The following is a 26,999-nucleotide window of genomic DNA, read 5'->3' as shown; positions in this document are numbered from 1 at the left end:
ATGATCGCGCAACAACCTGCCCCCGACAGTAATACGCTGCACATCACCCTGCAGATCCTGTCGATCGTTTTCTATACCTTCATTGCCTTCCTCTGCATCGGCCTGCCGATTGCGGTACTGCCCAGCTATGTGCACGATCAACTCGGCTTTGGCGCAGTAATCGCCGGTGTAACGATTGGCCTGCAGTATCTGGCCACGCTGCTGAGCCGCCCGTTTGCAGGGAGGGTGGCGGACACCTTGGGAGGGAAACAGGCCATCCGCTTTGGCCTGCTGGGGATTGCCGGTTGTGGGGTGTTGACGTTGCTGTCAGCCTGGACCCTCACCTTACCGCAGCTGAGCCTGGCACTGCTACTCGGTGGACGTTTGCTGCTGGGCATCGCCCAAGGGCTGATCGGCGTGGCCACCTTGAGCTGGGGCATCAGCCAGGTCGGCCCCGAGCACACTGCCAGGGTTATCTCGTGGAACGGTATCGCCTCCTATGGCGCGATCGCCATCGGTGCGCCAATGGGCGTGCTGGCCGTGGACGGGCTGGACTTCAGCGTGCTGGGGCCGGCTTTGCTGGTGCTGGCAACCCTTGCCCTGCTGGTGCTTCGCAAGCGCCCCGACGTGGTCGTGGTACGCGACGAGCGCCTGCCCTTCTGGTCGGCGTTCGGCCGGGTTGCCCCGTGCGGCCTGGGTCTGACCCTGGCCTCGATCGGTTACGGCACCCTGACCACCTTCGTCACCTTGTATTACCTCGAGCGCGGCTGGGCCGGCGCGGCCTGGTGCCTGAGTGCATTTGGCGTGTGCTTCATCATTTCACGGCTGCTGTTCGTCAACGCGGTCAACCGCTTTGGTGGCTACAACGTGGCGGTCGCCTGCATGGCCACCGAAGTGCTTGGCCTGAGCCTTCTGTGGCTGGCGCCGTCGCCGCCCTGGGCGCTGGTTGGCGCCGGGCTGACCGGTTTCGGGCTGTCGCTGGTGTACCCGGCATTGGGCGTGGAGGCGATCAGGCAAGTCCCCAGCAGCAGCCGCGGCGCGGGGCTGGGTGCCTATGCAGTGTTCTTCGACATGGCCTTGGCCATTGCCGGCCCAGTGATGGGGGCCGTCGCTGCGCACCTGGGGTATGCCTCGATCTTCTGCGTGGCTGCCCTGCTCGCCTTGGCCGGGGTCGGCCTAACGTTGTTGCTGGCGCGGCGCGCCCGTCGCAGCTGAACGCTCAGCCGGCGCTGGCGCACCCAGCGCCTGGCTGAAGAACGCCGCCGTTTCTCGCTGCAGCGAGCGATGGATATGCCGGCGGTCGACGCCATCGGCATCCTTGCACAGCGCTGCCATCCGCGCGTACTGCTCGGCATCGCAACGGGCCATGAATACGAAGTGCCCGGCACCGGCCAACAGGCGGTAGTCCGGTGTGACCGGCAGTTTGCGGGCCAGGGCCTCGGCATTACGGTCCACAGCCACAAGCTGATCGCTGTCGCCACTGTAGATCAGCACGGGTACCTGCACCCCGGCCAAGGCATGGCGCCCGAACAACAGGCTCAGCGGCGCCATCAACATGATCGCACCCACCCGCTGGTCGGTCTCAGGCGCCAGTTCGCTGCGGTCGGCAATCAGTATGCCGTGGGTTTTGCAGGCGTCTGCGTCCTTCGGGCGCTCCAGGCAGTACTGACGCAGGCGGTCCAGATCAGGGCGTGCGCCAGACAGGATCAACGCGGTTTCTCCGCCGGCCGAGTAGCCGATAACACCCACCTTGCCTTCGTTCAGATAAGGCCCGACCACCCTATCAGCGCGCGCTGCGGTGATCGCCGCGCTGAGTTGTAGCGGCCGTCCATAAAGGTTGCTCAGGGTGCCAAGGCGACTGTGGTCGCGCACGTTGTCCCCCGGGTGCACAACCGCCACCACCACGAACCCTTGCCGCGCCAGCGACGTGGCCAGGTAATGCAAGGCCAATGGGCTGCCCGTATTGCCGTGAGACAGCACCAGCAACGGAAATCGGCCCATGGCCACGGGCGCCTCCTCGGCCACGTCGACGGGATACCCGTCTATTCGGCTGCGACGGGTCTTGCCAATGGCCGGGTAGAACGCAAGCGCTTGCATTGGGCGGCTATCGACCGGGTCGGTCAAGGTCATAAGATGCAGGCCGGCAACCCATGGCGCGGCCTCGGCGCGGGCCAACAGGCCGCCGAGCAGGACCAGCGCCAACACGCAGCGTGCAATGGTCATCGGCCAGCGGTTCCTTGCAGGACGAGGAGATAGCTCAGCATAAAGACGGCCGGGCTCGTGCCGGATGAAAACTGGATGAAACCGCCGTCATGCATGTTGCGCCGGCGCCCCGTGCATTTGCGTATCGCATCGAACCCGTGGCATAGATGCAGGTCCACGTTGTTACGTGATGTTCTCGCGCCATTGAAGGAGATTCATGCATGAGCAAGCCTGCCTATGTGCCACCCAAAGTCTGGCGCAACGACGCAGCCTCCGGCGGCCAGTTCGCCAGCATCAACCGCCCGGTAGCCGGCCCGACTCACGACAAGGACCTGCCGCTGGGCAAGCACCCGCTGCAGCTGTATTCCCTGGCCACGCCCAATGGCGTCAAGGTCACCATTGCCCTTGAGGAGCTGCTTGCCCTGGGTCACGCCGGTGCCGAATACGATGCCTGGCTGATTCGCATCGGCGAGGGTGATCAGTTTTCCAGTGGCTTCGTCCAGGTCAACCCCAACTCGAAGATTCCTGCCCTGCTCGACCGTAGCGTGGAGCCGCCGGTGCGGGTGTTCGAATCAGGCTCGATCCTGCTGTACCTGGCTGAGAAGTTCGGAGATTTGCTGCCAAAATCGCCGGCTGCGCGCACCGAAAGCCTGAACTGGTTGTTCTGGCAGATGGGTGCGGCGCCTTACCTGGGCGGTGGCTTTGGCCACTTCTACGTGTATGCACCAGAAAAGTTCGAGTACGCCATCAACCGCTTCACCATGGAGGCCAAACGTCAGCTGGACGTACTTGATCGTCGCTTGGCCGAAAGCCGTTATCTGGGCGGCGAGGAATACAGTATTGCCGATATTGCCGTGTGGCCTTGGTATGGCCAGCTGGTACGCGGCAACCTGTATGACGCCGCACAGTTCCTGGCGGTTGACGAGTACCCGAACGTACAGCGCTGGGCCGAGGAAATTGCCCTGCGCCCTGCGGTGCAGCGCGGTACACGGGTGAACCGTACCTGGGGAGATGAAAACAGCCAGGTGCCGGAGCGCCATAGCGCCGCAGACCTGGCCTGTTGACGCAGACGGTGTGGGGGCGGCCTTTGTCAACAAAAGGCCGCCCCGGCAAAGGACCGCGTAATGCCTGTTAATGCCCCCCGACAATGCCCCCCTGCATAAAACCATTTGCCCCTGCGCAAACCTGCGCCCACCAAGCCCTTCTTGTACACTCCTCGCATTAGCCCCTACCTGCACATTTTTTTTTGGTGAACGCATGATCGAGGTAACCGAGGTTTCCATTGCCGAGCTGCGCGACGCGCTCGAGTCGGGCCGCACGACGGCGGTCGAGCTGGTCAAGGCCTACCTGGCACGTATCGACGCCTACGATGGCGCCGACACCGCCACTGCCCTCAACGCCGTAGTGGTACGCAACCCGGAGGCGCTGAAAGAAGCCGAGGCCTCCGACGCCCGCCGTGCCAAGGGCCAGGTGCTTAGCCCGCTGGACGGTATCCCCTACACCGCCAAGGACAGCTACCTGGTCAAAGGTTTGACTGCCGCCTCCGGCAGCCCTGCCTTCAAGGACCTGGTCGCCCAGCGCGACGCCTTCACCATCGAGCGCCTGCGCGCCGCCGGAGCCGTGTGCCTGGGCAAGACCAACATGCCGCCCATGGCTAACGGTGGCATGCAGCGCGGCGTCTATGGCCGCGCCGAAAGCCCGTACAACGCCAACTACCTGACCGCGCCCTTCGCCTCGGGCTCGTCCAACGGTGCCGGTACCGCCACCGCCGCCAGTTTCAGCGCCTTTGGCCTGGCCGAAGAAACCTGGTCCAGCGGCCGTGGCCCGGCGTCCAACAACGGCCTGTGCGCCTACACCCCGTCGCGCGGGGTGATTTCGGTGCGTGGCAACTGGCCGCTGACGCCGACCATGGACGTGGTGGTGCCCTATGCCCGCACCATGGCCGACCTGCTGGAAATCCTCGACGTGGTGGTCGCCGATGACGCCGACAAGCGCGGCGACCTGTGGCGCCTGCAGCCGTGGGTGCCGATCCCGGCTGCCTCGACGGTACGTCCGGCGTCGTACCTTGAGCTGGCGGTGGATGCCAGCGCGCTCAAGGGCAAGCGCTTTGGCGTACCACGCATGTATATAAATGCCGACCCCGAAGCAGGCACCTCCGAAAAGCCGGGCATCGGCGGGCCGACCGGCCAACGCATCAACACCCGCGCTACGGTGATTGACCTGTGGCAACAAGCACGCCAAGCCTTGGAAGCAGCGGGTGCCGAAGTACTGGAAGTGGACTTCCCGCTGGTGTCCAACTGTGAAGGTGACCGCCCAGGCGCGCCGACCGTGTACAACCGCGGCATCGTCAGCAAAGCGTTCCTGCATGACGAACTGTGGGAACTGTCGGGCTGGGCCTTTGACGACTTCCTGCGCGCCAACGATGACCCCAAGCTTAACCGCCTGGCCGATGTCGACGGGCTGAAGATCTTCCCGCACGACCCGGGCACCTTGCCCAACCGTGAAGACGACCTGGCTGCCGGCATGGACGAGTACGTCAACATGGCCAAACGCGGTCTGAAGACCTGGGACCAGATCGAAACACTGCCCGACGGCCTGCGCGGCCTGGAGCAGACCCGCAAGCTGGACCTGGAAGACTGGATGGACAAGCTGGGCCTGGACGCGGTGCTGTTCCCCACCGTAGCTGACGTTGGCCCGGCCGATGCCGATATCAGCCCGGTATCGGCGGACATCGCCTGGAGCAACGGTATCTGGGTAGCCAACGGCAACCTGGCAATCCGTCACCTGGGCGTGCCGACCGTGACCGTGCCGATGGGCGTGATGGCCGATATCGGTATGCCGGTGGGGCTGACCTTTGCCGGGAAGGCCTATAGCGACAACGCGCTGCTGAGTTTTGCTGCCGCCTTCGAGTCGACCGGCTCGCGCCGGATGATCCCGCCGCGCACGCCGGCGCTTGGCTGAGTCTTACAGGGCCCCTAAAAGCAGATCGCGAATTTCAACCATATGTGTAAAAATACACAAACAGTTGATTTTGCGATCTGCCATGCCTATCACCCCCAGCGAAGAACGCCAACTCACCCTCACCGTGCTCAAGGCCGCCATCCAGGCCCTGGGCAGCGTTGCCGCGCGCAACATGGAAATTCTCCTGCACGACCTTGACCACCCCGAGCACTCGGTGGTGGCGATCGTCAATGGTCATCTTTCCGGCCGCAGCCTGGGCAGCCCGATCCTCGCCGCACCGGAGCAGGACCAGGGTTTCAAGGCACTGATGCAGGCCTCGGCCGACCAGCACGGCTGTGAGCCGGTGGTGCTGCCCGATTACCCCACTACGCTCAAAGGCCGCACGCTACGAAGTGCCACGGCAATTTTCCGTGACAGCAGCGGCCACCCGTTCGCCAGCCTGTGCGTCAACACCGACGTCACCGGCCTCGATGCTGCCATGAGCTTTCTCCAGCAGTTGCAGCCGCTGGGGGCCATACCGGCGGTCAACGAACCAGCCGACATGGAGCTGCTGATGAGCGAGATCATCCAGGCCGCCCTGCAGCGCAGCGGCCAGGGGCGAATGAACAAACAGGCCAAGGTCGAGGCCGTGCGCGTCATGCAGGAACGCGGCCTGTTCATCGTCAAGGGCGGCGTCGAGAAGGCTGCCAGCGCCCTCGGCGTGACGCGCTACACCATTTACAACTACCTCGAGCAACTACGCGGAGCCAGCCAATGACCTTGCACATTCATACACCCCTGATCGAATCGCGCCCGCTGTCGTTGGCTGCCGGCCGTAATATCTGGCTCAAGCTCGACGCCCTGCAACCCTGCGGTTCGTTCAAACTGCGCGGTGTAGGCCACGCCTGCGAGGTACACCAGGCGCGCGGCGCCCGGCACTTTGTGTCCTCGTCAGGCGGCAATGCCGGTTTGGCAGTCGCCTACGCCGGACGCAAGCTGGGGGTGCCGGTGACCGTGGTGGTACCCGAAACCACCACCGCACGGGCAAAGGAGTTGCTGCATCTGGAAAACGCCAAGGTGGTGGTGCACGGCAGTTCCTGGCAAGAGGCCAACGCCCTGGCACAGACACTAGTAGGCCCGAACGATGCCTTCATCCACCCATTCGACGACCCACTGCTGTGGGCCGGGCATGCCAGCCTGGTGGATGAAGTGGCCGAGGCTGGCCTGAAGCCGGACGCGGTGGTGCTGTCAGTCGGCGGTGGCGGCTTGCTCAGCGGCGTGGTGGAGGGCCTGAAGCGCAATGGCTGGGGCGACGTGCCGGTGCTGGCGGTAGAAACCGAGGGCGCGGCGTCGCTGCATGCGGCCATGCAGGCCGGCCATTCGGTGGAGCTGGAGCGTATCGCCTCGGTGGCGACGTCGCTGGGGGCCAAGCGTGTGGCTGATCAGGCGCTGATATGCGTGCAGCAGCATCCGGTGCACAGCCACCTGGTCAGCGATCGCGCAGCGCTGGAGGCCTGTGAGCGGTTCTTGCTGGACCACCGTGTGCTGGTCGAGCCCGCGTGCGGGGCGGCGCTGGCAGTGGCCTATGATGCCAAGGCACTGGGCGCCTTGCGCAATGTACTGGTGGTGGTCTGTGGCGGCGCTACCGCAACACTGGAGCAGATCAGGGCGTGGCTGCAGCAGGCAGACTGAAGCTGCCATCTGTCGGGGGTGATTACGACAGTCACATGCACCTGATCTACTAGGCTCGCCGCAACCGAAAAGCCCTCGCAATCGCGTCAACCCTGACGAAATGCGTATCCCGCCCTTTCGGTCTGCGGCAAGTGAAGGCACAATGCGTGTCCTTTTTTTGGCCGGCCTGGCCGGGGGCCTTTAAATGATCAAGACGCCGTATTACCTCATCGATAAAACCAAGCTGCTCAGCAACATGGAGAAGATCGCCTACGTGCGCGAACACTCCGGTGCCAAGGCGCTGCTCGCCCTCAAGTGCTTCGCCACCTGGTCGGTGTTCGACCTGATGCAGCAGTACATGGACGGCACCACCTCGTCCTCCCTGTTCGAGCTCAAGCTCGGCCGCCAGAAGTTCGCCGGCGAAACCCATGCCTATAGCGTGGCCTGGGCCGACGACGAGGTCGAGGAGATGCTTGAGAACTGCGACAAGATCATCTTCAACTCGATCGGCCAGCTGCAGCGCTTTGCCGAACAGTCCGAAGGCAAAGTGCGTGGTCTGCGCGTCAACCCGCAGGTCAGCAGCTCCGACTACCTGCTGGCCGACCCGGCCCGCCCGTTCAGCCGCCTGGGCGAATGGGACCCGGCCAAGATCGAGCAGGTGATCGAACAGATCTCCGGCTTCATGTTCCACAACAACTGCGAGAACGGTGACTTCGGCCTGTTCGACAAGATGCTCACGCACATCGAAGAGCGTTTCGGCCACCTGCTGCACAAGGTCGAGTGGGTCAGCCTTGGTGGCGGCATTCACTTCACCGGTGAAGACTATGCAGTGGACGCCTTCTGCGCGCGCCTGAAGGCGTTCTCGGAAAAATACGGCGTGCAGGTATACCTGGAGCCCGGCGAAGCAGCCATCACCAACAGCGCCTCGCTGGAAGTGACCGTGCTCGATACCCTGTACAACGGCAAGCACCTGGCCGTGGTCGACAGCTCGATCGAAGCGCACCTGCTCGACCTGCTGATCTACCGCCTCAACGCCAAGATGGCCCCCAATGACGGCGAGCATACCTACATGGTCTGCGGCAAGTCATGCCTGGCCGGTGATATCTTCGGCGAGTACCAATTCGACCGTCCGCTGGCCATTGGCGATCGCCTGTCGTTCATCGACACGGCGGGTTACACCATGGTCAAGAAAAACTGGTTCAACGGGCTGAAGATGCCTTCCATCGTGGTCAAGCAGCTCGACGGCAGCGTCGAAGTCGTCCGCGAGTTCGGTTTCGAAGACTACGTTTCCAGCCTGTCGTAAGACCGGCTTTCAAGTAAGGAGCAAAAGGTAAATTGAAGAAGAACGTTCTTATCATTGGTGCAGGAGGTGTCGCCAAGGTGGTGGCCCACAAGTGCGCGCAGCATAACGACGAACTGGGTCGTATCGCTATCGCGTCACGGAACATCTCCAAATGCCAGGCCATCATCGACAGCGTCAAGGCCAAGGGTAGCCTCAAGGTGCCCGCCGACATCCAGGCCTTCTCGCTCAATGCCCTCGATGTCGAGGCAACCAAGGCACTGATCCGCGAAACCGAATCGCAGATTGTGATCAATGTGGGTTCCGCCTTCCTCAACATGTCGGTGCTGCGTGCCTGCATCGATACGGGTGCCGCCTATCTGGACACCGCCATCCACGAAGAGCCGGGCAAGATCTGCGAGACCCCGCCGTGGTACGGCAACTACGAGTGGAAACACCTCGAAGAGTGCCAGGCCAAGAACATTACCGCCATTCTCGGCGTCGGATTCGACCCGGGTGTGGTGAACAGCTACGCCAAGCTGGCGCAGCAGCAATATTTCGACAGCATTGATTCGATCGATATTCTCGACGTCAATGCCGGTTCCCATGGCAAGTACTTTGCCACCAACTTCGACCCGGAAATCAACTTCCGCGAGTTCACCGGACAAGTGTGGAGCTGGCAGAACAGCCAGTGGACCAGCAACACCATGTTCGAGGTCAAGCGTACCGACGACCTGCCAGTGGTAGGCTCGCAAAACCTGTACCTGACCGGCCACGATGAAGTTCACTCGATTTCGAAGAACCTCAATGTACCGAACGTGCGCTTCTGGATGAGCTTCGGCGAGCACTACATCAACGTGTTCACTGTTCTGAAAAACCTGGGCCTGCTCAGCGAGCAGCCGGTGAAAACCGCCGAAGGCCTGGAAGTGGTGCCGCTGAAAGTGGTCAAGGCCGTACTGCCAGACCCAGCCTCGCTGGCCCCTGGCTACACCGGCAAGACCTGCATCGGTGACCTGGTCAAAGGCACCAAGGATGGCCAGCCGCGCGAAGTGTTCATCTACAACGTGGCTGACCACGAAGAAGCCTACGCCGAGACCGACAGCCAGGGCATTTCCTACACCGCCGGCGTACCACCAGTGGCTGCCGCCCTGCTGGTTGCCCGTGGCGAGTGGGATGCCAAGCGCATGGTCAACGTCGAGGAGTTGCCAGCCGAGCCGTTCCTCAAGGCGCTGGACGTGATGGGCCTGCCGACCCGCGTCAAAGATGAAAAAGGCGATCGTCCTTGGGACGCTGAAGCCTAAGCAACAAACAGCAGGGGCGCCACATGGCGCCCCTTCTGCTTTCCAGGTCCAGGATCGTCACAGGCCTGAAACAAGCACGTAACCTGTGGGAGCGGGCAAGCCCGCGAAGAGGCCGGCGCAGGCTTACCTCTACTTGCGGGCCTCCAGAATCAGGTTGAACGGCGTCTGCGTCGCCCGCCGGAACCTGCTGAACCCCGCCTCCTCGAAGACGGCCCGCAAGCGCGCTTCTCCGGCTTGTGCGCCCAGCCCAAAGCCCACCTCCTGCGACAGCGAATTCGGCGTGCAGATGAAGGTAGACGCGGCATAGAACAACCGTCCGACCGGTGTCAGGTTACCCTCCAGCGAGTCCTCGGCATAAGGCTCTACCAGCATGACCGTGCCATCCGCTTTCAAAGCACGGTAGGCATGCCGGGCTGCCCCGACCGGGTCACCCATGTCGTGCAGGCAATCGAAGAAACACACCAGGTCATGGTCATGCCCCGGGTAGTCCTTGGCGCTGGCCTGCTGGAAGCTCACCCGCGCCTCCAGCCCCGCTTCACGTGCACGCTCGTTGGCGGTTGCGATCGAAGGCTCATGATAGTCGTACCCCACGAAGGTCGACGCCGGAAACGCCTGCGCCATCACCAGCGTCGAGGCACCATGACCGCACCCCACGTCCGCCACCTTGGCGCCCGCCTGCAGCTTGGCCACCACACCCTCCAGCGCCGGCAGCCAATCCGCCACCAGAAAGGTGCGATACCCCGGCCGAAAAAACCGCTCGGTACCACTGAACATGCACGGGTGGTGATCGCCCCAGGCCAGCCCGCCATCGCCGCGCATGGCGGCTACCAGCTTGTCCTTGTCATGGAACAGCGCCGCCACCACTGCCGCGCCACCGGCCATATAGGCCGGGGAGTCCTCCAGCGCCAGGGCCATGGCCTGTTCCTCAGGCAGCACGAAATGGCCCTTGTCATGGACCATGTAACCCGAGGCCGCCTGGGCATTCAACCATTCGCGCACCAGCCGCGGGTGGCAGCCGGTCTTTTCCGCCAGTTGCTCCGGGGTGACCGCCTGGCTGTCCGCCAAGGCCCGGTACAGCCCCAGTTCATCGCCGAGGATGACGTTGGCCAGCGTCGCCGCTGCGCCCATGTCGCTCACCAGCTTGCCCATGAAATCGTGAAGCTTTACCTCGTCCATGACCTGCCCTCCTCTGCAAGAAGGCCATCGCCAGCGAGGGACGTCCACTCCGGGGAGGCGGTGGTCGGTTCAAGGGTGTCGGTTCGCGGTACGATTCGCTACCGCGAGCTGTCAGTAAGTTTAGATGCTCTGCCTGGGCGCCGCGGAATAACGGCCTCATGGCCCACGAAACATCCTTCAGGTAACAATTCCTAAACAACGATGTGACATTTTTTTTCAGCTTTCTTATCAAGGAGCTGTCAAATGAAGGTCACGGTTTTCGGAACCGGCTACGTCGGCCTGACCCAGGCGGTGTGCCTGGCCCAGGTGGGCCATTCGGTGCTGTGCATGGATGTCGATGCCGATCGGGTTGCCAGCCTGAGTGAAGGCCATTGCCCGATCTTCGAGCCCGGCCTTGCGCCGCTGCTGAAGAAGAACCTCGCCTGCGGTCGCCTGTCCTTCACCACCGACGCCGCAGCGGCCGCCAACTATGCCAGGTTGCAGTTCATTGCCGTCGGAACCCCGCCGCAAGCCGACGGCAGCGCCGACCTGAAGCATGTTTTTGCCGTGGTCGACAGCATACTCGAACATGCCGACGGGCCCAAAGTGATCGTCAACAAGTCCACCGTGCCGGTGGGTACGGTACACCGCATCAAGGCTCGCATCGCCCAGGCCGTGGCCGATACCAGCCGCTTCCAGGTGATCAGCAACCCGGAGTTTCTCAAGGAAGGCTCTGCGGTGGATGACTGCATGCGCCCCGAACGCATCATCATCGGCGGCGCAGAGGCGCCCGAAGTGGAGTTGCTACGCGAGCTTTACCTGCCGTTCAGCCGCAACCGCGAAAAGCTTATGGTCATGGACGCGCGCAGCGCCGAGCTGACAAAGTACGCGGCCAACTGCATGCTGGCCACCAAGATTTCCTTCATCAACGAAATCGCCAACCTGGCCGAGCACCTGGGGGCCGACATCGAAATGGTGCGCCGTGGCATCGGCTCGGACCCGCGCATCGGTTATGACTTCATCTACGCCGGCTGCGGTTTTGGCGGTTCTTGCTTCCCCAAAGACCTGCAAGCCCTGCGCCACAGTGCCGAGGCAGAAGGCTTCGAGACACAGTTGCTGCGCGCAGTAGAGTCGGTCAACGAGCAGCAGAAGGGCCGGCTGTTCAGCAAGATCCAGCGCCACTACCCCGGCGGCCTGCGGGGCAAGGTGTTTGCCCTGTGGGGGTTGTCGTTCAAACCCAATACCAATGATATCCGCGAAGCCTCCAGCCGGGTCTTGCTGGAAGCGTTGTGGGCCGCGGGTGCGCGGGTCCAGGCCCACGACCCTCAGGCCATGGAAGAAATCCGGCGCCATTACGGCCCGCGTGCCGACTTGCAACTGGTGCCCTGCAAGGACGATGCATTAAAGGGCGCAGATGCCTTGGTGATCGTCACCGAGTGGCAGGACTACCGCGTACTCAATCTGGACAAGGTGCCGCAGCAGTTGACCGACCGGGTGGTGTTCGACGGGCGCAACCTGTTCGAGCCCGAGCACATGGCCGCCGCCGGCCTGACTTATTACGGGATCGGCCGTGGCCAGGTGCAGCCAGTATGCCCGTACTGATTACCGGTGTGGCAGGTTTCATTGGCTACCACGTGGCGCGGCGCCTGTGCGAGGCCGGCATCGAAGTGGTCGGTATCGACAACCTTAATGCCTACTACAGCGTCGAGCTCAAGCGGGCGCGCCTGCAGGCGTTGTTCGGTTTTTCCAGCTTCCACTTCCATACCCTCGACATCGCCAACCCTGCCGATTTGCAACCGCTGTTCGCCAGGCAGGCGTTCAGCGAGGTGATCCACCTGGCGGCCCAGGCCGGCGTGCGCTATTCACTGGACAACCCTGGTGCCTACGGGCAGGCCAACCTGGTTGGTTTCCTCAATGTTCTCGAGGCCTGCCGAGCGCAGCCACCACGCCACTTGATCTACGCCTCCAGCAGCTCCGTGTACGGGGCCAATGCCAAGCTGCCGTTCAGCATCGACGACCCGGTCGAGCAGCCAGTGTCGCTCTATGCCGCCAGCAAGCGCGCCAATGAACTGATGGCGCACAGCTACGCGCACCTGTACCGCCTGCCGACCACCGGCCTGCGTTTTTTTACCGTCTATGGCCCCTGGGGCCGCCCCGACATGGCGCTGTTCAAGTTCACCCGCGCCATGCTCGAAGGCCGGCCGATAGCGCTTTACAACAACGGTTTGATGGGCCGCGACTTCACCTACATCGACGACATCGTCGAGAGCATCGTGCGCCTGCGCCTTAAACCGCCCCGGCCGGCCGAAGGGAAACCACCCTGCCAACTGTTCAATATTGGCCGCGGTCAGCCGGTAAGGCTGCTGCACTTTGTCGACTGCCTGGAGGACGCCTTGGGTATCAAGGCCCAGCGCGACTACCTACCGCTGCAAGCGGGGGACGTACTGGAAACCTGGGCCGACGTCAGCTCACTGACACGCTGGATCGACTTCTCCCCTGGCACGTCGCTGGAACATGGCGTCAACGCCTTCGTTGGTTGGTACCGGGATTTCTACCGGGTTTGATCCACGCACTCACAACACGATCACAGGTAGCCTCATGAGCGATCCACTTGACCTCTCGGTACTCATCCCCGCCAAGAACGAGGTCGACAACCTGCCGTCACTGCTGATGGAGATTCGCGCTGCACTCACGGCCGAAGACTACGAAGTGCTGGTGGTCGACGACGGCAGCAGCGACGGCACCCTGAACGTACTGCAACAACTGAAAAGCCAGGGCTACAGGCAATTGCGCATCCTGCGTCACGACCGTTCGCTGGGCCAGAGCACCTCGCTGTGGCATGCCGCCCAGGTGGCCCGTGGCCACTGGCTGGCGACCCTGGATGGCGACGGCCAGAACGACCCGGCAGACATCCCCGGCATGCTAGCCCTGGTGCGCGCCAGCCAGAACCTGGCCGGCGGCGTCAAGTTGGTGGCAGGGCACCGGGTCAACCGGCGTGACAGCGCCAGCAAGCGCTGGGCCTCGCGCTTTGCCAACGGCCTACGCAGCCGCCTGCTCAAGGATGCCACGCCCGACACCGGCTGCGGGCTGAAGCTGATCGAGCGGGCAGCCTTCCTGCGCCTGCCCTACTTCGACCACATGCACCGCTACATTCCGGCACTGATCCTGCGCCACAACGGCCGCATGCTGGTGCACCCGGTCAACCACCGGCCACGCCACGCCGGTGTCTCCAAGTACGGCAACCTGGACCGCGCCCTGGTCGGCATCCTCGACTTGTTCGGGGTGTGGTGGCTAATCCGCCGCACCCGCCTGCACAGCCGCCCGCAGGAGCTTGAAGGATGACCCGCGAAACCCTCTGGCTGATCATCGGCTTCGCGGGTCAGGCCGTTTTCACCGGGCGCTTCGTGCTGCAGTGGCTGTACAGCGAACTCAAACGCCGTAGCGTGATCCCGGTAGGCTTCTGGTACCTGAGCATGCTCGGCAGCGCGCTACTGCTGACTTACGCCATCTACCGCCAGGACCCGGTCTTCATTATCGGCCAAAGCTTCGGCTTTCTGGTCTACCTGCGCAACCTGCAACTGATTGCCCGTCACCAGCACCTGAAGGAATAGCCCTTTGCCTAAGTTCAAGACGCTCGGGGCCGAACGCCTGGCCCTGATTGCCCTCGCCGTATTGCTGGTGGGCGCGGGAATCGGCTGGCGTCAGCCGATGAATGTCGATGAAGAACGCTTCCTCGGCGTGGCCCTGGAAATGCTCCAGAGTGGCGACTGGTTCATTCCGCACCGGGCAGCGGAGATCTATGGCGACAAGCCACCGCTGTTCATGTGGACCGTGGCGCTGTTCAGCTACCTGACCGGCGCACCCAAAGTTGCTCTCTACCTGCCAGGGCTGCTGTCGGCGGCGACCATAACCTGGGTACTGCATGACCTCGGGCGGCGCCTGTGGAACCGGCGCACCGGCGTGATCGCTGCCTTGTTGTTCCTGGCCACCTACCAGAGCTACAGCATCCTGCGCACCGGGCAGATCGACAGTTTCCTGTGCCTTTGGGTTGCGCTGGGCCTCTACGGCATGCTGCGCCACCTGCTACTGGGGCCCGCCTGGGGCTGGTTCTACCTGGCTTGCGCATCCATGGGCCTGGGCATTATCAGCAAGGGAGTGGGTTTTGTTCCGGCGCTGATATTGCTGCCTTATGCCTGGGCGGTGCGCCATCGCTGGCGCGGCGTAGTCGCCATGCCCGGCCAGGGATGGCGCTGGAGCCTGGGGCTGCTGTGGTTACTCGCCGGTTGCGCCGTGTGGCTGCTGCCGCTGCTGGTGTCGATCGCCCATGGCGGCGGCGCCGCAGAGCTGGCCTACCTGAAGGAAATCCTGCTGCGTCAGACCGCCAGCCGCTACGCCAATGCCTGGGACCATCGCGAGCCGTTCTGGTACTTCTTCGTCAAGGTCATCCCCAAGTACTGGCTACCTCTGATCCTGGCCCTGCCCTGGCTGATACCGGCCTGGCGCCGGCAACTGCAAAAGCGCGATGGCCGCTTCCTGCTACTGCTTGGCTGGGTGGCATTAGTGCTACTGTTCTTCAGCCTCAGCACCGGCAAGCGCAAGCTGTACATTTTCCCGGCGCTGCCTGGCTTGATTCTGGCAATGGCGCCGCTCGTGCCGTGGCTGCTCAAGCGCTGGTGGCAGCGCCGGCCGGGCTGGCGCAAGGCGTTTACCACAGTAGCCCTGGTATGGTTCGCCCTGTGGTTCGCGCGTGGTTTCGTCGAGCCCGCCAAGGAGGGCCGCAACCCGCATGAGACGCTGATGAGCGACGCCGCACAGGCCACTGCCGGTGCCGAACTGGTGCTGGTCAACTGGCGCGAGGGGCATTGGCTGTTTGCCCGGCAACCCATCGTGCACTTCGGCTTCACCGGCCAATCCAAAGTGAATGCAGCGGTCTATTGGCTGCGCCAGCACCCCACCGCCTTCGCCTTGGTTCCTGCCAACCAACTGGGCCAGTGCTTCAGCGCCGACAAGGCCCGCAAGCTGCGTGAGACCTCGCGGGCCGAATGGTATGTAGTCGGTGCAGATGCCGACAACGGCCAGTGTCAGGCCAGTGCCCCCAACAACGTCTACCACTTCGCCTGGGCCGACACGGGGCACAGCCCGCCGGCGATTGAGGAACGGACCGGGCATTGACCAGCCAGCCCCTGCCGGGTGGGTGTTCTGGCGAATGACGACTCAAGGTCGAACTCGCGCTCCCCCGCCCATTACGCTTGCAATCCATCAAATCTCAAAATACTGTATGAATATTCAGTATAGCGAGACACCGCCATGCAACTCATCGCCAAACTCGGCATCCTGGCCGACGCCGCCAAGTACGACGCTTCCTGCGCCAGCAGCGGCGCGCCCAAGCGTAACTCGCGTGGTGCTGACGGCCTGGGTGCTACCAATGGCATGGGTATCTGTCATAGCTACACACCTGACGGTCGCTGCGTATCTCTGCTCAAGGTACTGCTGACCAACTTCTGCCTGTATGACTGCCAGTACTGCGTCAACCGCCGCTCCAGCAACGTGCCACGCGCGCGCTTCAGCCCCGAGGAAGTGGTACGCCTGACCCTGGACTTCTACCGGCGCAACTGCATCAGCGGCCTGTTCCTCAGCTCCGGCATCATCCGCTCAGCGGACTACACCATGGAGCAGCTGATCCGTGTGGCCCGGCTTTTGCGCGAAGAGCACAGCTTCCGCGGCTACATCCACCTCAAGGCCATCCCCGATGCCGACCCGCTGCTGATCGAAGAGGCCGGGCGCCTGGCCGATCGCCTCAGCGTCAACATCGAACTGCCCACCGAGGCCAGCCTCAAGCGCCTGGCGCCGGAAAAGCAAGGGCGCACCATTCGCCAGGCCATGGGCGTGATTCATCAGGGCCAGCAGGCCGTGGCCAATGAGCCCAGGGCGCCGCGCTTTACCCCGGCCGGTCAAAGCACCCAGGTCATCGTCGGCGCCGACAGCACCGACGACAGCACCTTGCTGCGCAATGCCGAATCGCTGTACCAAGGCTACGGCCTCAAGCGCGTGTACTATTCCGCCTTCAGCCCGATCCCCGACAGCCCCGGCAGCGTGCCCCTCGCCGCACCACCGCTGCTGCGCGAACACCGCCTGTATCAAGCCGACTTCCTGCTGCGTGGCTATGGCTACAAGGCTGGCGAGCTGCTGGGCCACAGCGGTAACCTGGCACTGGACATCGACCCCAAACTGGCTTGGGCACTGGCCAACCGCGAAGTGTTCCCACTGGACGTGAACCGCGCCGAACCGGCGTTACTGGCGCGTATCCCCGGCATCGGCCTGCGCAGCGTACAGCGCCTGGTCGCCCTGCGGCGGGAGCGGCGCATCCGTTATGACGACCTGATCCAGCTGCGCTGCGTGCTGGACAAGGCACGTCCATTCATCGTCACCAGCGACTACCGCCCCGCCCAGGCCGAACTGCGCAGCGGCTTGCTGCGAGCGCGCTTGAGTGAGCCGCCAGCGCCCGTGCAGATGGGGTTATGGGGGTGATCGCGCTCGACTGCGACGACCTGTTCGCCACCTGGCGCGATCAGGCCCGGGGCTTGTTGGGGCATGGCATCGACCCATCGGAAGTCACCTGGTCGCAAGGCCCGATGGCGGACCTGCTGGCCGTGCCGGCAGCGCCGCCTGAAGGGCCTGGCCCTTTCCGGGCCAAAGTCCCGGCCGCACTGCTGAGCCAGTTGGAGCAGGCCTCTCGCTACCGTGGCGAACAGCGCTGGAACCTGCTGTATGAAGTACTGTGGCGCGTCGCCCATGGCGACCGCACGGCAATGCTGGCGGGTGACCGGCTGGGCAGTGAGCTGCAACGGCGCATCAAGCAGGTAACCCGCGAGGCGCATCACTTGCACGCGTTTGTACGCTTCGTGCCGCTGCCTGAGGAACTGGCTGAGCACTTGCAGCTCGACCTGGTGGCCTATCACGAGCCGGCACACGACATTCTGCAAAGTGCCAGCGCCCACTTCGCCGACCGCCTGGGGCGTTTGCGCTGGTTGATTGCCACGCCACAGGATGGCATTCGCTTCGACGGCCAGGCGTTCGACTACCAGCGCCAGTGCCCCGAGCCCTGGCGCCAGTGGGCACGCAACGCCGAAGACCCCGGCGCCGAACTCTGGCGCACCTACTACCGCCACACCTTCAACCCGGCCCGCCTCAACCCGGACGCCTTGCGCCTGCACATGCCAGGGCGGTTCTGGCGGCATTTGCCGGAAGGCATGCTGATACCGCAGCTTGAAGGCCTGGCGCGCCAAGGCAAACAGCGGGACGGCCAAGCCCTTGAGGTGGCCTCGCAAACCGGCAAGACCATCAGCAAGCCTGCGCGCTCGGTGTAGCCGCGGAGCCCGTTGCGGCCCCGTCGAGACACAAGGCCGCAGCTACAGCGAAAACATCATGCTCAACTGAAGAGCCTGGCCAGGCAGGCCAGCTTCTTCTTGTACGAACGCCGCGCCTCCAGTGCCTGCTCCAGGCTCACCGGCAGGAACCGCGCCTGCTGGTTGGGCTGCATCTGCCCGATCAGGTCGAGGTCGGCACTGATCACCGTGCCGATCATGGCGTAGCCGCCCCCCGACACTGCATCGCGATGCAGGATGATCGGTTCCAACCCTGCAGGCACCTGGATCGATCCGATCGGGTAGCAGCTGTCGACGATATTGGACGGGTCCGACCCCGCACCGAACGGCTGCTCGCGCGGTTGGAAACTCAAGGCGCTGCCGCCTTTGTAGCGATAGCCGATACGGTCCGCTTCGGAGCCAACCGTCCAGGCGTCGGTGAAGAAACGTTGCGCTGCAGCTTCGGTCAGGCGGTGGAAGTACAGCCCAGGCACCACCCGCAACACCACCTCGCCCCCCAGGGCCTGACGCAGGGCCATGGGCAAGCTTGCACCGGCACGGGTCTTGCCGCTGGGCACGCCCACCGGCAGCAGGTCGCTCGCCATCAGTTTGCGCCCATGAAAGCCACCCAACGCGCCCAGCACGTAGGTGGACCGGCTACCCAGTACCTCGGGCACATCGATGCCTCCGGCCACTGCCAGGTAGGCCCGGGCGCCCGCTGTTGGAAACCCGAAACGCAACACTTGCCCCGCCCGCACGGCAAACGCAGTGTCCGGGCGCTGCTCGCGGCCATCGAGCAACGCTGGCATCTGCGCACCGCACACAGCGACCAGTGCGTCCTGCTGGAACTCCAGCTCCGGCCCCACCAGCGCACACTCCAGGCCCGCAGCGCCGGCCGGGTTGCCCACCAGGTGATTGGCTGCGCTCAAGGCGTACTGGTCGAGTGCGCCGGACGGAGGGATACCCAGGTGGTAGTAACCTTCGCGGCCCAGGTCCTGTACAGAAGTGGCCAGCCCCGGTTTGAGTACCTTGATCATGCCAGCACCTCCTGCAACGATTTGGGGTAGCCGACCGGGTCGGCGAGAAAGGCGTCCAGGAAAAACTCCACGGGACGAATGCGCAGGTCAAAACGGCCCTCCTCCACATCCGCCACCGCCTGGTCATAGGCACGGCGGTCGATGGGTTTGAACTGCACGATGTCACCCGGGCGGAAGAACACCATGTGCTCCTTGAGGTAGTTCAAGGTCTGTTGCGGGTCGTAGATCGGTGCCGGGGTGACGCCGAACATCTGGTAGCCGCCAGCCCCGCGCACCGAGTAGATGCAACCAAAGCAGCCGCCATGGCCCAGGGTGAGCTTGGGCGTGTCGGTACGGGGGCGCAGGTATTTGGGCACCTGCAGCTGCCGCTCGCGCTCGACCATCTGGAACATGAACGGCAGGCCGGCGACAAAGCCCACCATCGACACGAACCATGGCGCGCCACTGTGGGCGGCGATGAATGCCTCGACATCGGCCAGGCCGTTGATGCGCGCGGCGTACTCCAGGTCTGTGCTGGTCGGGTCCTGGTGGCGATCCCGAAAGCGCATCAGGGTTTCATGGGTCCAGGGGTCGTTGTACAGCACCGGGATCTCGATGATCCGCGTCTGCAACGAACGCTCGGCCACCGCCTGCGCCTCGGCGCCGCGCACGGCTTCAAGCAGTGCCTCGGGGGCGATACGGTCCGGGTCGAAGCGGATCTGGAAAGACGCGTTGGCCAGGCACACATCAAGCACGCCATCCAGGGCCAGCCGCTCCACCGCCCGGGTGACGGCCATACCCTTGAAAAAGGCCTCCAGCGACATGCTTTCGCTGACTTCGGCAAACAGGTGCTCGTCGGCGCCGAAGCTGTAACGAATCGGGGTTGTAGCAAGCGGTTCGGCCATGACAGTTCCTTTTCTTGGAATCTTTATAGAAAGGCAGGCGAAAACAAAATGCACGGGCTCCGGCTTGTGTGTTTGCCGGATGCCTGACGGGTTCAGCGCGGTGCCCGCACCACGATGCCAGCCGTATCCAGGGCCTTGCGCGTGGCCTCGACCAGGTCCAGCGCGCCCGGGGTGTCACTGTGCAGACAGATGGAGTCGAATTCGATGGCCAGGTCCTGGCCTTCGACCGTGCGCACCACGCCTTGGCGGCAAGCGCGCAGCACCCGCTCGGCGACCGCCTGGGGCTCGTAGCCCCGCACATTGCGGGTAAACACGATCGACCCGCTCAGGTCGTACTCGCGGTCGGCGTAGAACTCACGAACTACCGGCTGGCCCAGTGCCTGGGCAATGCGACAGATCACCGAACCTGGCATGCAAAACAGCAGCAGTTCCGGCTCGATCACCCGCAGGTTTTCCACCAGCAAATGTGCGGCTTCTTCGTCACGCGCCAGGTGCATGTACAACGCCCCGTGCGGTTTGATGTGCTGCAGACGCACGCCCTGGGCACGGGCTATTTCGCGCAGCGCGCCCAGTTGGTAGAGCATGTCGTCGACCAGCTCCTGCGCCGGTGCATTGATGTGCCGGCGGCCAAAGCCGACCAGGTCACGGAACCCCGGGTGTGCACCCACCGCAACGCCCAGTGCCTTGGCGCGCTCGACGGTGCGGCGCATGGTGCCGGGGTCACCGGCATGGAAACCGGTGGCGATGTTGGCGCTGCTGATGTAACCCATCAGCTCATTGTCGACACCATCGCCAATGGTCCACGGGCCAAAGCCCTCACCCATGTCCGAGTTGAAATCCACTGCTTGCATGACGGCATCTCCTGGCACTTGTGACTGCATGCAAGCCACGTTAGATTCTCTGCACCCCCTTGGGAAGATCTATAAACAGATGGGGTGTCTTCTGAAAATCAGATACTCCGGGAGCCTACCGTGTCACTCACCCTGCGCCAGGTCCGCTACTTCGTTGCCACCGCTGAAATCGGCCAGATCTCCCAAGCGGCGATCCACCTGAACATCTCCCAGTCGGCAGTGACCACGGCCATCAAGGAGCTGGAAGCGATGCTCGGTGTGCTGTTGTTCCAGCGCTCGGCCCAAGGCATGAGCCTGACCGAGGCCGGCCGGCACTTTTTGAACCGTGCCTACGTCATCCTGCGCAGTGTCGACGATGCGTTGAACAGCCCGCTTCCGGACGTGCGCGCCAGTGGCCTGTTGCGCCTGGCGGCGAGTTACACGGTGATCGGCTACTTCCTGCCGCACCACTTGCAGCGCCTGGAGCACTGGCATCCGGGGGTGACCCTGGAGCTGTACGAGCAGGAGCGCAGCGCCATCGAACAAGGGCTGCTGGAGGGGCGTTTTGACATGGCGGTGGTGCTCACCGCCAACCTCACCCACCCCGACATCGTTTCGGAAACCCTGTTCAACTCCGAGCGCCGGCTGTGGTTGCCCGCACACCACCCGCTGTGCGAACGCTCGGCGGTGAGCTTGGCCGATGTGGCCTGTGAGCCGTTCATCCTGTTGACCGTGGATGAGGCCGAGCAAAGTGCCATGCGTTACTGGGAGCAGGCCGGGCAGCGGCCGGGCGTAAGGGTGCGTACCAGCTCGGTGGAGGCCGTGCGCAGCATGGTGGCCAATGGCAGTGGCGTGGCAATCCTGTCAGACCTGGTGCACCGCCCGTGGTCGCTGGAGGGCAAGCGTATCGAGACGGTGACCATCAGCGACCCGGTCGCACCGATGAGCGTGGGGTTGGCCTGGCACCGGGAACGGGCATTCAGCCCGGCGATGCAGGCGGTGCGCAATTACTTCCATGATGCGTTTCTGGCGCCGCAGCAGTTGTCGGCCCGGCGCTGAGCCTACCTTTGCAGGCCCGCGAAGAAACCAACTCCCATCTCGAGCCGAACGTTCAGGCCGCAATGCCGTCATAATCTGAGCCTGTGCCGACACGCAAAGAGGACGCGAAATGACCCAGCCTGACCCGTCATACGTCAAATGGCTCGAAGACCGCGCCATGCTCAAGGCCTCCCAGGACCGCGCCAGCCTGTACTCAGGCCAGTCGCGCCTGTGGCAACAACCCTACGCCGAGGCCCAGCCCCGCCGCGCCACCGAAATCGCCTCGGTCTGGCTCACCGTCTACCCCGACGCCATCATCGCCCCTGAGGGCTGCTCGGTGCTCGGTGCCCTGGCCCACGAAGCATTGTGGAAGCGCCTGTCGGAAATCGGCGTGCAGGGCCTGCACACCGGCCCGATCAAGCTGTCCGGCGGCATTCGCGGCCGCGAGCTTACCCCCAGCGTGGACGGCAACTTCGACCGCATCAGCTTCGACATCGACCCGCTGTACGGCAGCGAGCAGGAGCTGATCCAGATGAGCCGCATGGCCGCTGCGCACAATGCCGTGACCATCGACGACCTGATCCCCTCGCACACCGGCAAGGGCGCCGACTTCCGCCTGGCCGAGATCGCCCATGGCCCTTACCCTGGGCTGTACCACATGGTCGAGATCCGCGAAGAAGACTGGCCGCTGCTGCCCGAGGTGCCCGCCGGACGCGATGCGGTCAACCTTTTGCCCGCGCAGTGTGACGAGCTGAAGGCGCGCCATTACATCGTTGGCCAGCTGCAACGGGTGATCTTCTTCGAGCCGGGCGTGAAGGAAACCGACTGGAGCGCCACGCCACCGGTCACGGGCGTGGACGGCAAGACCCGCCGCTGGGTGTACCTGCACTACTTCAAGGAGGGCCAGCCGTCGCTGAACTGGCTGGACCCGACCTTCGCCGCCCAACAAATGATCATTGGTGATGCGTTGCACGCCCTGGACTGCCTCGGTGCCCGCGGCCTGCGCCTGGACGCCAACGGCTTTCTCGGCGTGGAAACCCGCGCCAGCGGCACCGCCTGGTCGGAAAGCCACCCGCTGTCGATCGTCGGCAACCAGTTGATCGGCGGCATGATCCGCAAGGCCGGCGGTTTCAGCTTCCAGGAGCTGAACCTGACCCTCGATGACATTGCGCAGATGTCCAGGGGCGGTGCCGACCTGTCCTACGATTTCATTACCCGGCCGGCCTACCAGCATGCGCTGCTGACCGGCGACACCGAGTTCCTGCGCCTGATGCTCAAGGAGATGCACGCCTTCGGCATCGACCCGGCCTCGCTGATACATGCCCTGCAAAACCATGACGAACTGACCGTGGAGCTGGTGCACTTCTGGACACTGCACGCGCACGACATGTACCTGTACAAAGGCCAGACCCTGCCTGGCAGCATCCTGCGCGAACATATCCGCGAAGAGATCTACGAACGGCTGTCGGGGGAACATGCGCCGTATAACCTGCGTTTCGTGACCAACGGCATTGCCTGCACCACCGCCAGCCTGATCGCCGCTGCACTGGGTATTCGCGACCTCGAACAGATTGGCGCAGCGGATATCGAGTTGATCAAGAAGGTGCACCTGCTGCTGGTCATGTACAACGCCATGCAGCCGGGGGTAGTCGCCTTGTCCGGTTGGGATCTTGTCGGCGCCCTGCCCCTGCCCGCCGAAGCGGTTGCCGAACGCATGCTCGATGGCGATACCCGATGGATTCACCGGGGCGGCTATGACCTCGCCGGGCTCGACCCGCAGGCAGAGGCTTCAGTGCGTGGCATGCCGCGCGCCAGGGCGCTGTACGGCAGCCTCGACAGCCAGCTGGACGAGGGTGATTCATTTGCCTGCAAGGTGAAGAAACTGCTGGCTGTGCGCCAGGCTTACGGCATCGCTACCAGCCGTCAGGTGCTGGTACCTGAGGTGAGCAGCCCGGGGCTGCTGGTGATGGTGCATGAGCTGCCAGCCGGGCGTGGTATCCAGATCAGTGCGCTGAACTTCGGCCAGGACGCGATTGCCGAGGAACTGCTGTTGACGGGGTTCACACCTGGGCCGGTGGTCGACATGATCAACGAGACGGTTGAAGGCGATTTGACCGAGGACGGGCGCCTGATGGTGAACCTGGACCCGTACGAGGCACTGTGCCTGCGGATCGTCAACAGCAGCGGGCATGTTTGAATCTGGTGTGGCCCTGCCGTCGGCAAACAGGTTTCGCCCACAAGCACGCCGCCTGCCCAACGCTGGCGCCGGACCCGCAAGCCGGCTTGCCAACCAAGAAGCCGGTCTTGCATTTACTGCGCTACGGGCATAGCGTTCGGAAGTTTTCTTTTCCGTGCCCAGGAGCTACACCATGTACACCGGCATCGTCCAGGCCGTCCGCCCTCTGCTTGATGTGACCACCTATCCGGGCCACAACCAGTTCACCATCGACCTCACCCCGGAATTGCTCGACGAGCTGAAAATCGGTGCCAGCGTCAGTGTCGAAGGTACCTGCCTGTCCGTGACCGAAATCGACGGCAGCCAAGTCAGGTTCGACGCCATGACCGCTACCCTCGAGCGCACCAATCTGCGCAACTTCAAGCCCGGCCAGCACGTGAACATCGAACGTTCAGCGAAGATGAACGCCGAAGTCGGCGGTCACCTGATGGCCGGCCACATCGCCACCACCGCCGAAATCATCGAGCTGTCGATCAAGGAAACCGGCGCCTTCATCAAGTTCCGCATGCCGCCGCAATGGGGCAAGTACGTGTTTCCGCGCGGTTTCATCGGGGTCAATGGCTGCAGCCTGACGGTCGCTGACGTGGAGGACAACGTGATCACCATCAATTTGATCCCGGAAACCCTGCGCCAGACCACCTTCGCCAGCTACCGTGCCGGTGAGCTGCTCAATATCGAGGTCGACCACCAGACCATGGTGCTGGTCGACGTGGTGGAGCGCACCATCAAAGGTACCCTGGCCCGCGAAAACCTGCTGCCCTGAGGCCTGCACATGCTCCCTAACGCCCTCCCCGCGCGCACAGCCAGGCGTTTGCGCCTGCAGGTAATGCGTGGTCGCGTCGGCCTCGGCCTGGTCGCCGCCCTGTCGGTGCTGGCCGGCATGACCGATGCCATCGGCTTGCTGGCACTGGGCGATTTCGTCTCGTTCATGAGTGGCAACACCACACGCCTGGCGGTGGCCATCAGTGAAGCAGACCTGGCCCTGGTACTGCGCCTCAGTGGCGCCGTACTGGGCTTTGTCGCGGGCAACGCGCTGGGCGTGCTCCTGGCTCGCGGATTGCGCCGTCGAGCCTGGCCGGTGCTGCTGGTGGTTGCCGCACTGCTGGCTTTCGCGGCAGCGTGGCCGTTGCCTGCCACCTTCCCTGCGCTGTTAGCCGCCACGCTGGCCATGGGCATGATCAATGCGGTAGTCGAACAGGTGAATGGCCTGCCCATCGGCCTGACTTACGTGACTGGCGCCCTTTCGCGTTTCGGCCGCGGCCTGGGGCGCTGGCTGCTGGGCGAGCGGCGCAATGGCTGGCGGGTGCAGTTGGTGCCTTGGGCAGGCATGCTGCTGGGCGCCGCACTGGGCGCCTGGTTGCAACAACACCTGGGCCTGCAGGCGCTGGCCGGCAGCTGCGCGCTGGCCTGCGTGCTGGCGCTGGTATCGCGGTTCATCCCGCGGTCCTGGCAGCGTGGCTACATGCCGCGCTGATCATTCGATACGCGGGTGCTGCAGGGCCAGTTTCTCGCGCTTGGCTTCCAGCTCGGCGATCTGCGCATCGATGTCCTCGATTTTCTGCTCGATGTTGTCGTGGTGCTCCTGCAGCAGTTCACGCGCCTCTTCGATGTCCGATGCCGCGGGTGCCGCGCCGCGCAGGGGCTTGTTGGCAGTTTCCTTCATGGTCAGGCCGGTGACCAGCCCGACAGCGGCGATCACCATCAGGTAATAGGCCGGCATGTACAGGTCGCCTGTGCTCTCCACCAGCCACGCAGCGAGGGTCGGGGTAAGGCCGGCGATCAGCACCGAGATGTTGAAGGCGCTGGCCAGGGCACTGTAGCGGATGTGCGTGGGGAACATGGCCGGCAGCGTCGAGGCCATCACGCCGATGAAGAAATTCAGCAGCACGGCAATGATCAGCAGGCCGGCGAAAATAAGCCCGAGCACACCACTGTTTATCAGCATGAACGCCGGAATGGCCAAGGCCAACAGGCCGACACTGCCGACGATGATGAACGGCCGTCGGCCGAACTTGTCGCTGAGCAGGCCGATCATCGGCTGCACGAACAGCATGCCGACCATGATCGCGATGATGATCAGCACGCCATGGTCTTCGCTGTAGTGCAGGTTGTGCGACAGGTAGCTTGGCATGTAGGTAAGCAGCATGTAGTAGGTGACGTTGGTGGCAATCACCACGCCGATGCAGGTCACCAGGCTGCGCCAGTGCTGGGTGGCCACTTCCTTGAACGACACCTTGGGCCCGGAGGCCAGGCCTTCACGATCGCCCTGCTCCAGCTTGTCGACGTGCTGCTGGAACGCAGGTGTTTCTTCCAGTGCATGGCGCAGGTAGAGGCCGATGATGCCCAATGGCAGGGCCAGGAAGAACGGCAGGCGCCAGCCCCATTCGAGGAACTGTTCTTCACCCAGCACCGTGGAAATGAGCACCACCACCCCTGCGCCCAGCACAAAGCCGGCAATCGAACCGAAATCCAGCCAGCTGCCGAGAAAACCGCGCTTGCGGTCAGGTGCGTACTCGGCAACGAAGATTGAGGCGCCGGTGTATTCACCGCCCACCGAAAAGCCTTGGGCCATCTTGGCCAGCAACAACAGGATCGGCGCCCAGATACCAATGCTCGCGTAGGACGGTATCAGGCCGATGGCGAAGGTGCTGAGGGACATGATCACGATGGTCGCGGCGAGGATTTTCTGCCGCCCGAACCTGTCGCCCAAGGCACCGAAGAACAGCCCGCCAAGAGGCCGGATCAGGAACGGCACCGAGAAGGTGGCCAGGGCCGCGATCATTTGCACGCCGGGGTCGGCGTTGGGGAAGAACACCTTGCCCAAGGCATAAGCGACGAAGCCGTATACGCCAAAGTCGAACCACTCCATGGCGTTGCCCAGCGCGGCGGCTGTGATCGCCTTCTTCATCTTGGCGTCGTCGACGATGGTGATGTCCTTCAGGCCGATTGGCTGGACGCTTTTCTTGCGAGGTTTCATACCCGTATCCCTGTCGATGAATGCTCTAAGGGATCAGATACAACAGGACACTAAATAATTCAGCGCTTACTGTTTTTTTGTGCGTTTGCGGCACCACCAAACGGCG

24 protein-coding genes are annotated in these 26,999 nt (G+C 63.6%); 18 read left to right on the top strand and 6 right to left on the bottom strand.

Annotation, left to right across the window (positions count from 1 at the left end):
* Positions 1-1,194, top strand: coding sequence for an MFS transporter (locus ACF8EA_RS08140; RefSeq protein WP_392521491.1), 1,194 nt, complete (start codon positions 1-3; stop codon positions 1,192-1,194).
* Here the strand turns inward: ACF8EA_RS08140 and ACF8EA_RS08135 are convergent.
* A complete protein-coding gene (locus ACF8EA_RS08135; protein WP_392521489.1) occupies positions 1,156-2,202 on the bottom strand; it encodes an alpha/beta hydrolase family protein in 1,047 nt (348 codons plus the stop codon). The two genes, ACF8EA_RS08140 and ACF8EA_RS08135, sit on opposite strands and share 39 nt — an antisense overlap.
* 200 nt (positions 2,203-2,402) lie before the next feature.
* On the opposite strand from ACF8EA_RS08135, the gene yghU reads away from it, so the two are divergent.
* The 6 genes from yghU to ACF8EA_RS08105 all read left to right on the top strand — a co-directional run bounded on the left by yghU (position 2,403) and on the right by ACF8EA_RS08105 (position 9,372).
* Positions 2,403-3,245: a glutathione-dependent disulfide-bond oxidoreductase gene (gene yghU / locus ACF8EA_RS08130; RefSeq protein WP_392521488.1), complete on the top strand. Its 843-nt coding sequence runs from the start codon at positions 2,403-2,405 to the stop codon at positions 3,243-3,245.
* A 193-nt stretch (positions 3,246-3,438) separates the two neighbouring features.
* Complete coding sequence (locus ACF8EA_RS08125; protein ID WP_338444858.1) at positions 3,439-5,142, top strand: amidase; 1,704 nt, start codon at positions 3,439-3,441, stop codon at positions 5,140-5,142.
* 82 nt (positions 5,143-5,224) lie between these two features.
* Positions 5,225-5,899 (top strand): transcriptional regulator, encoded by a 675-nt coding sequence (locus ACF8EA_RS08120; RefSeq protein WP_103444498.1) that lies wholly within the window; start codon positions 5,225-5,227, stop codon positions 5,897-5,899.
* Positions 5,896-6,813, top strand: a complete 918-nt coding sequence (locus ACF8EA_RS08115) for a pyridoxal-phosphate dependent enzyme (RefSeq protein ID WP_021782416.1) — start codon at positions 5,896-5,898, stop codon at positions 6,811-6,813. Before ACF8EA_RS08120 ends, ACF8EA_RS08115 begins: the two co-directional genes overlap by 4 nt.
* 184 nt (positions 6,814-6,997) lie before the next feature.
* Entirely contained in the window at positions 6,998-8,095 is a 1,098-nt protein-coding gene (nspC, locus tag ACF8EA_RS08110; RefSeq protein ID WP_003248125.1) for a carboxynorspermidine decarboxylase, read from the top strand.
* A gap of 32 nt (positions 8,096-8,127) precedes the next feature.
* Positions 8,128-9,372 (top strand): saccharopine dehydrogenase family protein, encoded by a 1,245-nt coding sequence (locus ACF8EA_RS08105; protein ID WP_021782415.1) that lies wholly within the window; start codon positions 8,128-8,130, stop codon positions 9,370-9,372.
* 129 nt (positions 9,373-9,501) lie between these two features.
* On the opposite strand, the gene ACF8EA_RS08100 is transcribed toward ACF8EA_RS08105, so the two are convergent.
* The gene (locus ACF8EA_RS08100; protein WP_392521486.1) at positions 9,502-10,548 is read right to left on the bottom strand and encodes a class I SAM-dependent methyltransferase; all 1,047 of its coding nucleotides are present in this window, start codon (positions 10,546-10,548) and stop codon (positions 9,502-9,504) included.
* A gap of 243 nt (positions 10,549-10,791) precedes the next feature.
* Between ACF8EA_RS08100 and ACF8EA_RS08095 the strand changes: the two genes are divergently transcribed.
* From ACF8EA_RS08095 to ACF8EA_RS08065, 7 genes are all read left to right on the top strand, one after another.
* Positions 10,792-12,129, top strand: a complete 1,338-nt coding sequence (locus tag ACF8EA_RS08095; RefSeq protein ID WP_021782413.1) for a UDP-glucose/GDP-mannose dehydrogenase family protein — start codon at positions 10,792-10,794, stop codon at positions 12,127-12,129.
* A complete protein-coding gene (locus tag ACF8EA_RS08090; protein WP_392521484.1) occupies positions 12,117-13,091 on the top strand; it encodes an NAD-dependent epimerase/dehydratase family protein in 975 nt (324 codons plus the stop codon). The genes ACF8EA_RS08095 and ACF8EA_RS08090 overlap by 13 nt, the downstream gene beginning before the upstream one ends.
* Positions 13,092-13,125: 34 nt before the next feature.
* Entirely contained in the window at positions 13,126-13,869 is a 744-nt protein-coding gene (locus ACF8EA_RS08085; RefSeq protein ID WP_392521483.1) for a glycosyltransferase family 2 protein, read from the top strand.
* Positions 13,866-14,138, top strand: coding sequence for a lipid-A-disaccharide synthase N-terminal domain-containing protein (locus ACF8EA_RS08080; protein WP_021782410.1), 273 nt, complete (start codon positions 13,866-13,868; stop codon positions 14,136-14,138). The genes ACF8EA_RS08085 and ACF8EA_RS08080 overlap by 4 nt, the downstream gene beginning before the upstream one ends.
* Before the next feature lie 4 nt (positions 14,139-14,142).
* Positions 14,143-15,699 (top strand): ArnT family glycosyltransferase, encoded by a 1,557-nt coding sequence (locus tag ACF8EA_RS08075; protein ID WP_392521481.1) that lies wholly within the window; start codon positions 14,143-14,145, stop codon positions 15,697-15,699.
* Between the two features lie 135 nt (positions 15,700-15,834).
* Positions 15,835-17,055: a putative DNA modification/repair radical SAM protein gene (locus ACF8EA_RS08070; protein WP_392521479.1), complete on the top strand. Its 1,221-nt coding sequence runs from the start codon at positions 15,835-15,837 to the stop codon at positions 17,053-17,055.
* A complete protein-coding gene (locus ACF8EA_RS08065; RefSeq protein ID WP_392521478.1) occupies positions 17,046-17,894 on the top strand; it encodes a TIGR03915 family putative DNA repair protein in 849 nt (282 codons plus the stop codon). The genes ACF8EA_RS08070 and ACF8EA_RS08065 overlap by 10 nt, the downstream gene beginning before the upstream one ends.
* Before the next feature lie 62 nt (positions 17,895-17,956).
* Here ACF8EA_RS08065 and ACF8EA_RS08060 read toward each other — a convergent pair whose 3' ends face one another.
* The 3 genes from ACF8EA_RS08060 to ACF8EA_RS08050 form a co-directional block, all read right to left on the bottom strand.
* On the bottom strand, positions 17,957-18,928 hold the full coding sequence (locus ACF8EA_RS08060; RefSeq protein WP_392521476.1) for a biotin-dependent carboxyltransferase family protein: 972 nt from the start codon (positions 18,926-18,928) through the stop codon (positions 17,957-17,959).
* Positions 18,925-19,812: an allophanate hydrolase subunit 1 gene (locus ACF8EA_RS08055; protein ID WP_021782405.1), complete on the bottom strand. Its 888-nt coding sequence runs from the start codon at positions 19,810-19,812 to the stop codon at positions 18,925-18,927. The genes ACF8EA_RS08060 and ACF8EA_RS08055 overlap by 4 nt, the downstream gene beginning before the upstream one ends.
* A gap of 92 nt (positions 19,813-19,904) precedes the next feature.
* Complete coding sequence (locus ACF8EA_RS08050) at positions 19,905-20,663, bottom strand: 5-oxoprolinase subunit PxpA (RefSeq protein WP_021782404.1); 759 nt, start codon at positions 20,661-20,663, stop codon at positions 19,905-19,907.
* Between the two features lie 120 nt (positions 20,664-20,783).
* Here ACF8EA_RS08050 and ACF8EA_RS08045 point away from each other — a divergent pair, with 120 nt between their 5' ends.
* From ACF8EA_RS08045 to ACF8EA_RS08030, 4 genes are all read left to right on the top strand, one after another.
* Complete coding sequence (locus ACF8EA_RS08045) at positions 20,784-21,701, top strand: LysR family transcriptional regulator (RefSeq protein WP_275966970.1); 918 nt, start codon at positions 20,784-20,786, stop codon at positions 21,699-21,701.
* Positions 21,702-21,810: 109 nt separating this feature from the next.
* Entirely contained in the window at positions 21,811-23,877 is a 2,067-nt protein-coding gene (gene treS / locus ACF8EA_RS08040) for a maltose alpha-D-glucosyltransferase (protein ID WP_021782402.1), read from the top strand.
* Between the two features lie 172 nt (positions 23,878-24,049).
* Positions 24,050-24,679, top strand: coding sequence for a riboflavin synthase subunit alpha (locus tag ACF8EA_RS08035; RefSeq protein ID WP_392521474.1), 630 nt, complete (start codon positions 24,050-24,052; stop codon positions 24,677-24,679).
* 9 nt (positions 24,680-24,688) lie between these two features.
* Positions 24,689-25,390, top strand: coding sequence for a YoaK family protein (locus tag ACF8EA_RS08030; protein ID WP_392521472.1), 702 nt, complete (start codon positions 24,689-24,691; stop codon positions 25,388-25,390).
* Here ACF8EA_RS08030 and proP read toward each other — a convergent pair whose 3' ends face one another.
* Positions 25,391-26,893 carry a glycine betaine/L-proline transporter ProP gene (gene proP, locus ACF8EA_RS08025; protein WP_021782399.1) on the bottom strand — a complete coding sequence of 501 codons (1,503 nt, stop codon included), beginning with the start codon at positions 26,891-26,893 and terminating at the stop codon, positions 25,391-25,393.
* Positions 26,894-26,999 lie beyond the last annotated feature (106 nt).

It is taken from the genome of Pseudomonas sp. YQ_5, from assembly GCF_043103305.1.
In the GTDB taxonomy this organism is placed as follows: Bacteria; Pseudomonadota; Gammaproteobacteria; order Pseudomonadales; family Pseudomonadaceae; genus Aquipseudomonas; species Aquipseudomonas putida_Y.
Note: the sequence above shows the minus strand (reverse complement) of the source record. Positions and strands in the feature narration are given on the sequence as shown.

Excerpts from the sequence above, each read along its gene's own strand:
- ACF8EA_RS08140 (WP_392521491.1), top strand. The coding sequence starts at position 1 with ATGATCGCGCAACAACCTGCCCCCGACAGTAATACGCTGCACATCACC.
- ACF8EA_RS08135 (WP_392521489.1), bottom strand. The coding sequence starts at position 2,202 with ATGACCATTGCACGCTGCGTGTTGGCGCTGGTCCTGCTCGGCGGCCTG.
- yghU (WP_392521488.1), top strand. The coding sequence starts at position 2,403 with ATGAGCAAGCCTGCCTATGTGCCACCCAAAGTCTGGCGCAACGACGCA.
- ACF8EA_RS08125 (WP_338444858.1), top strand. The coding sequence starts at position 3,439 with ATGATCGAGGTAACCGAGGTTTCCATTGCCGAGCTGCGCGACGCGCTC.
- ACF8EA_RS08120 (WP_103444498.1), top strand. The coding sequence starts at position 5,225 with ATGCCTATCACCCCCAGCGAAGAACGCCAACTCACCCTCACCGTGCTC.
- ACF8EA_RS08115 (WP_021782416.1), top strand. The coding sequence starts at position 5,896 with ATGACCTTGCACATTCATACACCCCTGATCGAATCGCGCCCGCTGTCG.
- nspC (WP_003248125.1), top strand. The coding sequence starts at position 6,998 with ATGATCAAGACGCCGTATTACCTCATCGATAAAACCAAGCTGCTCAGC.
- ACF8EA_RS08100 (WP_392521486.1), bottom strand. The coding sequence starts at position 10,548 with ATGGACGAGGTAAAGCTTCACGATTTCATGGGCAAGCTGGTGAGCGAC.
- ACF8EA_RS08095 (WP_021782413.1), top strand. The coding sequence starts at position 10,792 with ATGAAGGTCACGGTTTTCGGAACCGGCTACGTCGGCCTGACCCAGGCG.
- ACF8EA_RS08090 (WP_392521484.1), top strand. The coding sequence starts at position 12,117 with ATGCCCGTACTGATTACCGGTGTGGCAGGTTTCATTGGCTACCACGTG.
- ACF8EA_RS08085 (WP_392521483.1), top strand. The coding sequence starts at position 13,126 with ATGAGCGATCCACTTGACCTCTCGGTACTCATCCCCGCCAAGAACGAG.
- ACF8EA_RS08080 (WP_021782410.1), top strand. The coding sequence starts at position 13,866 with ATGACCCGCGAAACCCTCTGGCTGATCATCGGCTTCGCGGGTCAGGCC.
- ACF8EA_RS08070 (WP_392521479.1), top strand. The coding sequence starts at position 15,835 with ATGCAACTCATCGCCAAACTCGGCATCCTGGCCGACGCCGCCAAGTAC.
- ACF8EA_RS08065 (WP_392521478.1), top strand. The coding sequence starts at position 17,046 with ATGGGGGTGATCGCGCTCGACTGCGACGACCTGTTCGCCACCTGGCGC.
- ACF8EA_RS08060 (WP_392521476.1), bottom strand. The coding sequence starts at position 18,928 with ATGATCAAGGTACTCAAACCGGGGCTGGCCACTTCTGTACAGGACCTG.
- ACF8EA_RS08055 (WP_021782405.1), bottom strand. The coding sequence starts at position 19,812 with ATGGCCGAACCGCTTGCTACAACCCCGATTCGTTACAGCTTCGGCGCC.
- ACF8EA_RS08050 (WP_021782404.1), bottom strand. The coding sequence starts at position 20,663 with ATGCAAGCAGTGGATTTCAACTCGGACATGGGTGAGGGCTTTGGCCCG.
- treS (WP_021782402.1), top strand. The coding sequence starts at position 21,811 with ATGACCCAGCCTGACCCGTCATACGTCAAATGGCTCGAAGACCGCGCC.
- ACF8EA_RS08035 (WP_392521474.1), top strand. The coding sequence starts at position 24,050 with ATGTACACCGGCATCGTCCAGGCCGTCCGCCCTCTGCTTGATGTGACC.
- ACF8EA_RS08030 (WP_392521472.1), top strand. The coding sequence starts at position 24,689 with ATGCTCCCTAACGCCCTCCCCGCGCGCACAGCCAGGCGTTTGCGCCTG.
- proP (WP_021782399.1), bottom strand. The coding sequence starts at position 26,893 with ATGAAACCTCGCAAGAAAAGCGTCCAGCCAATCGGCCTGAAGGACATC.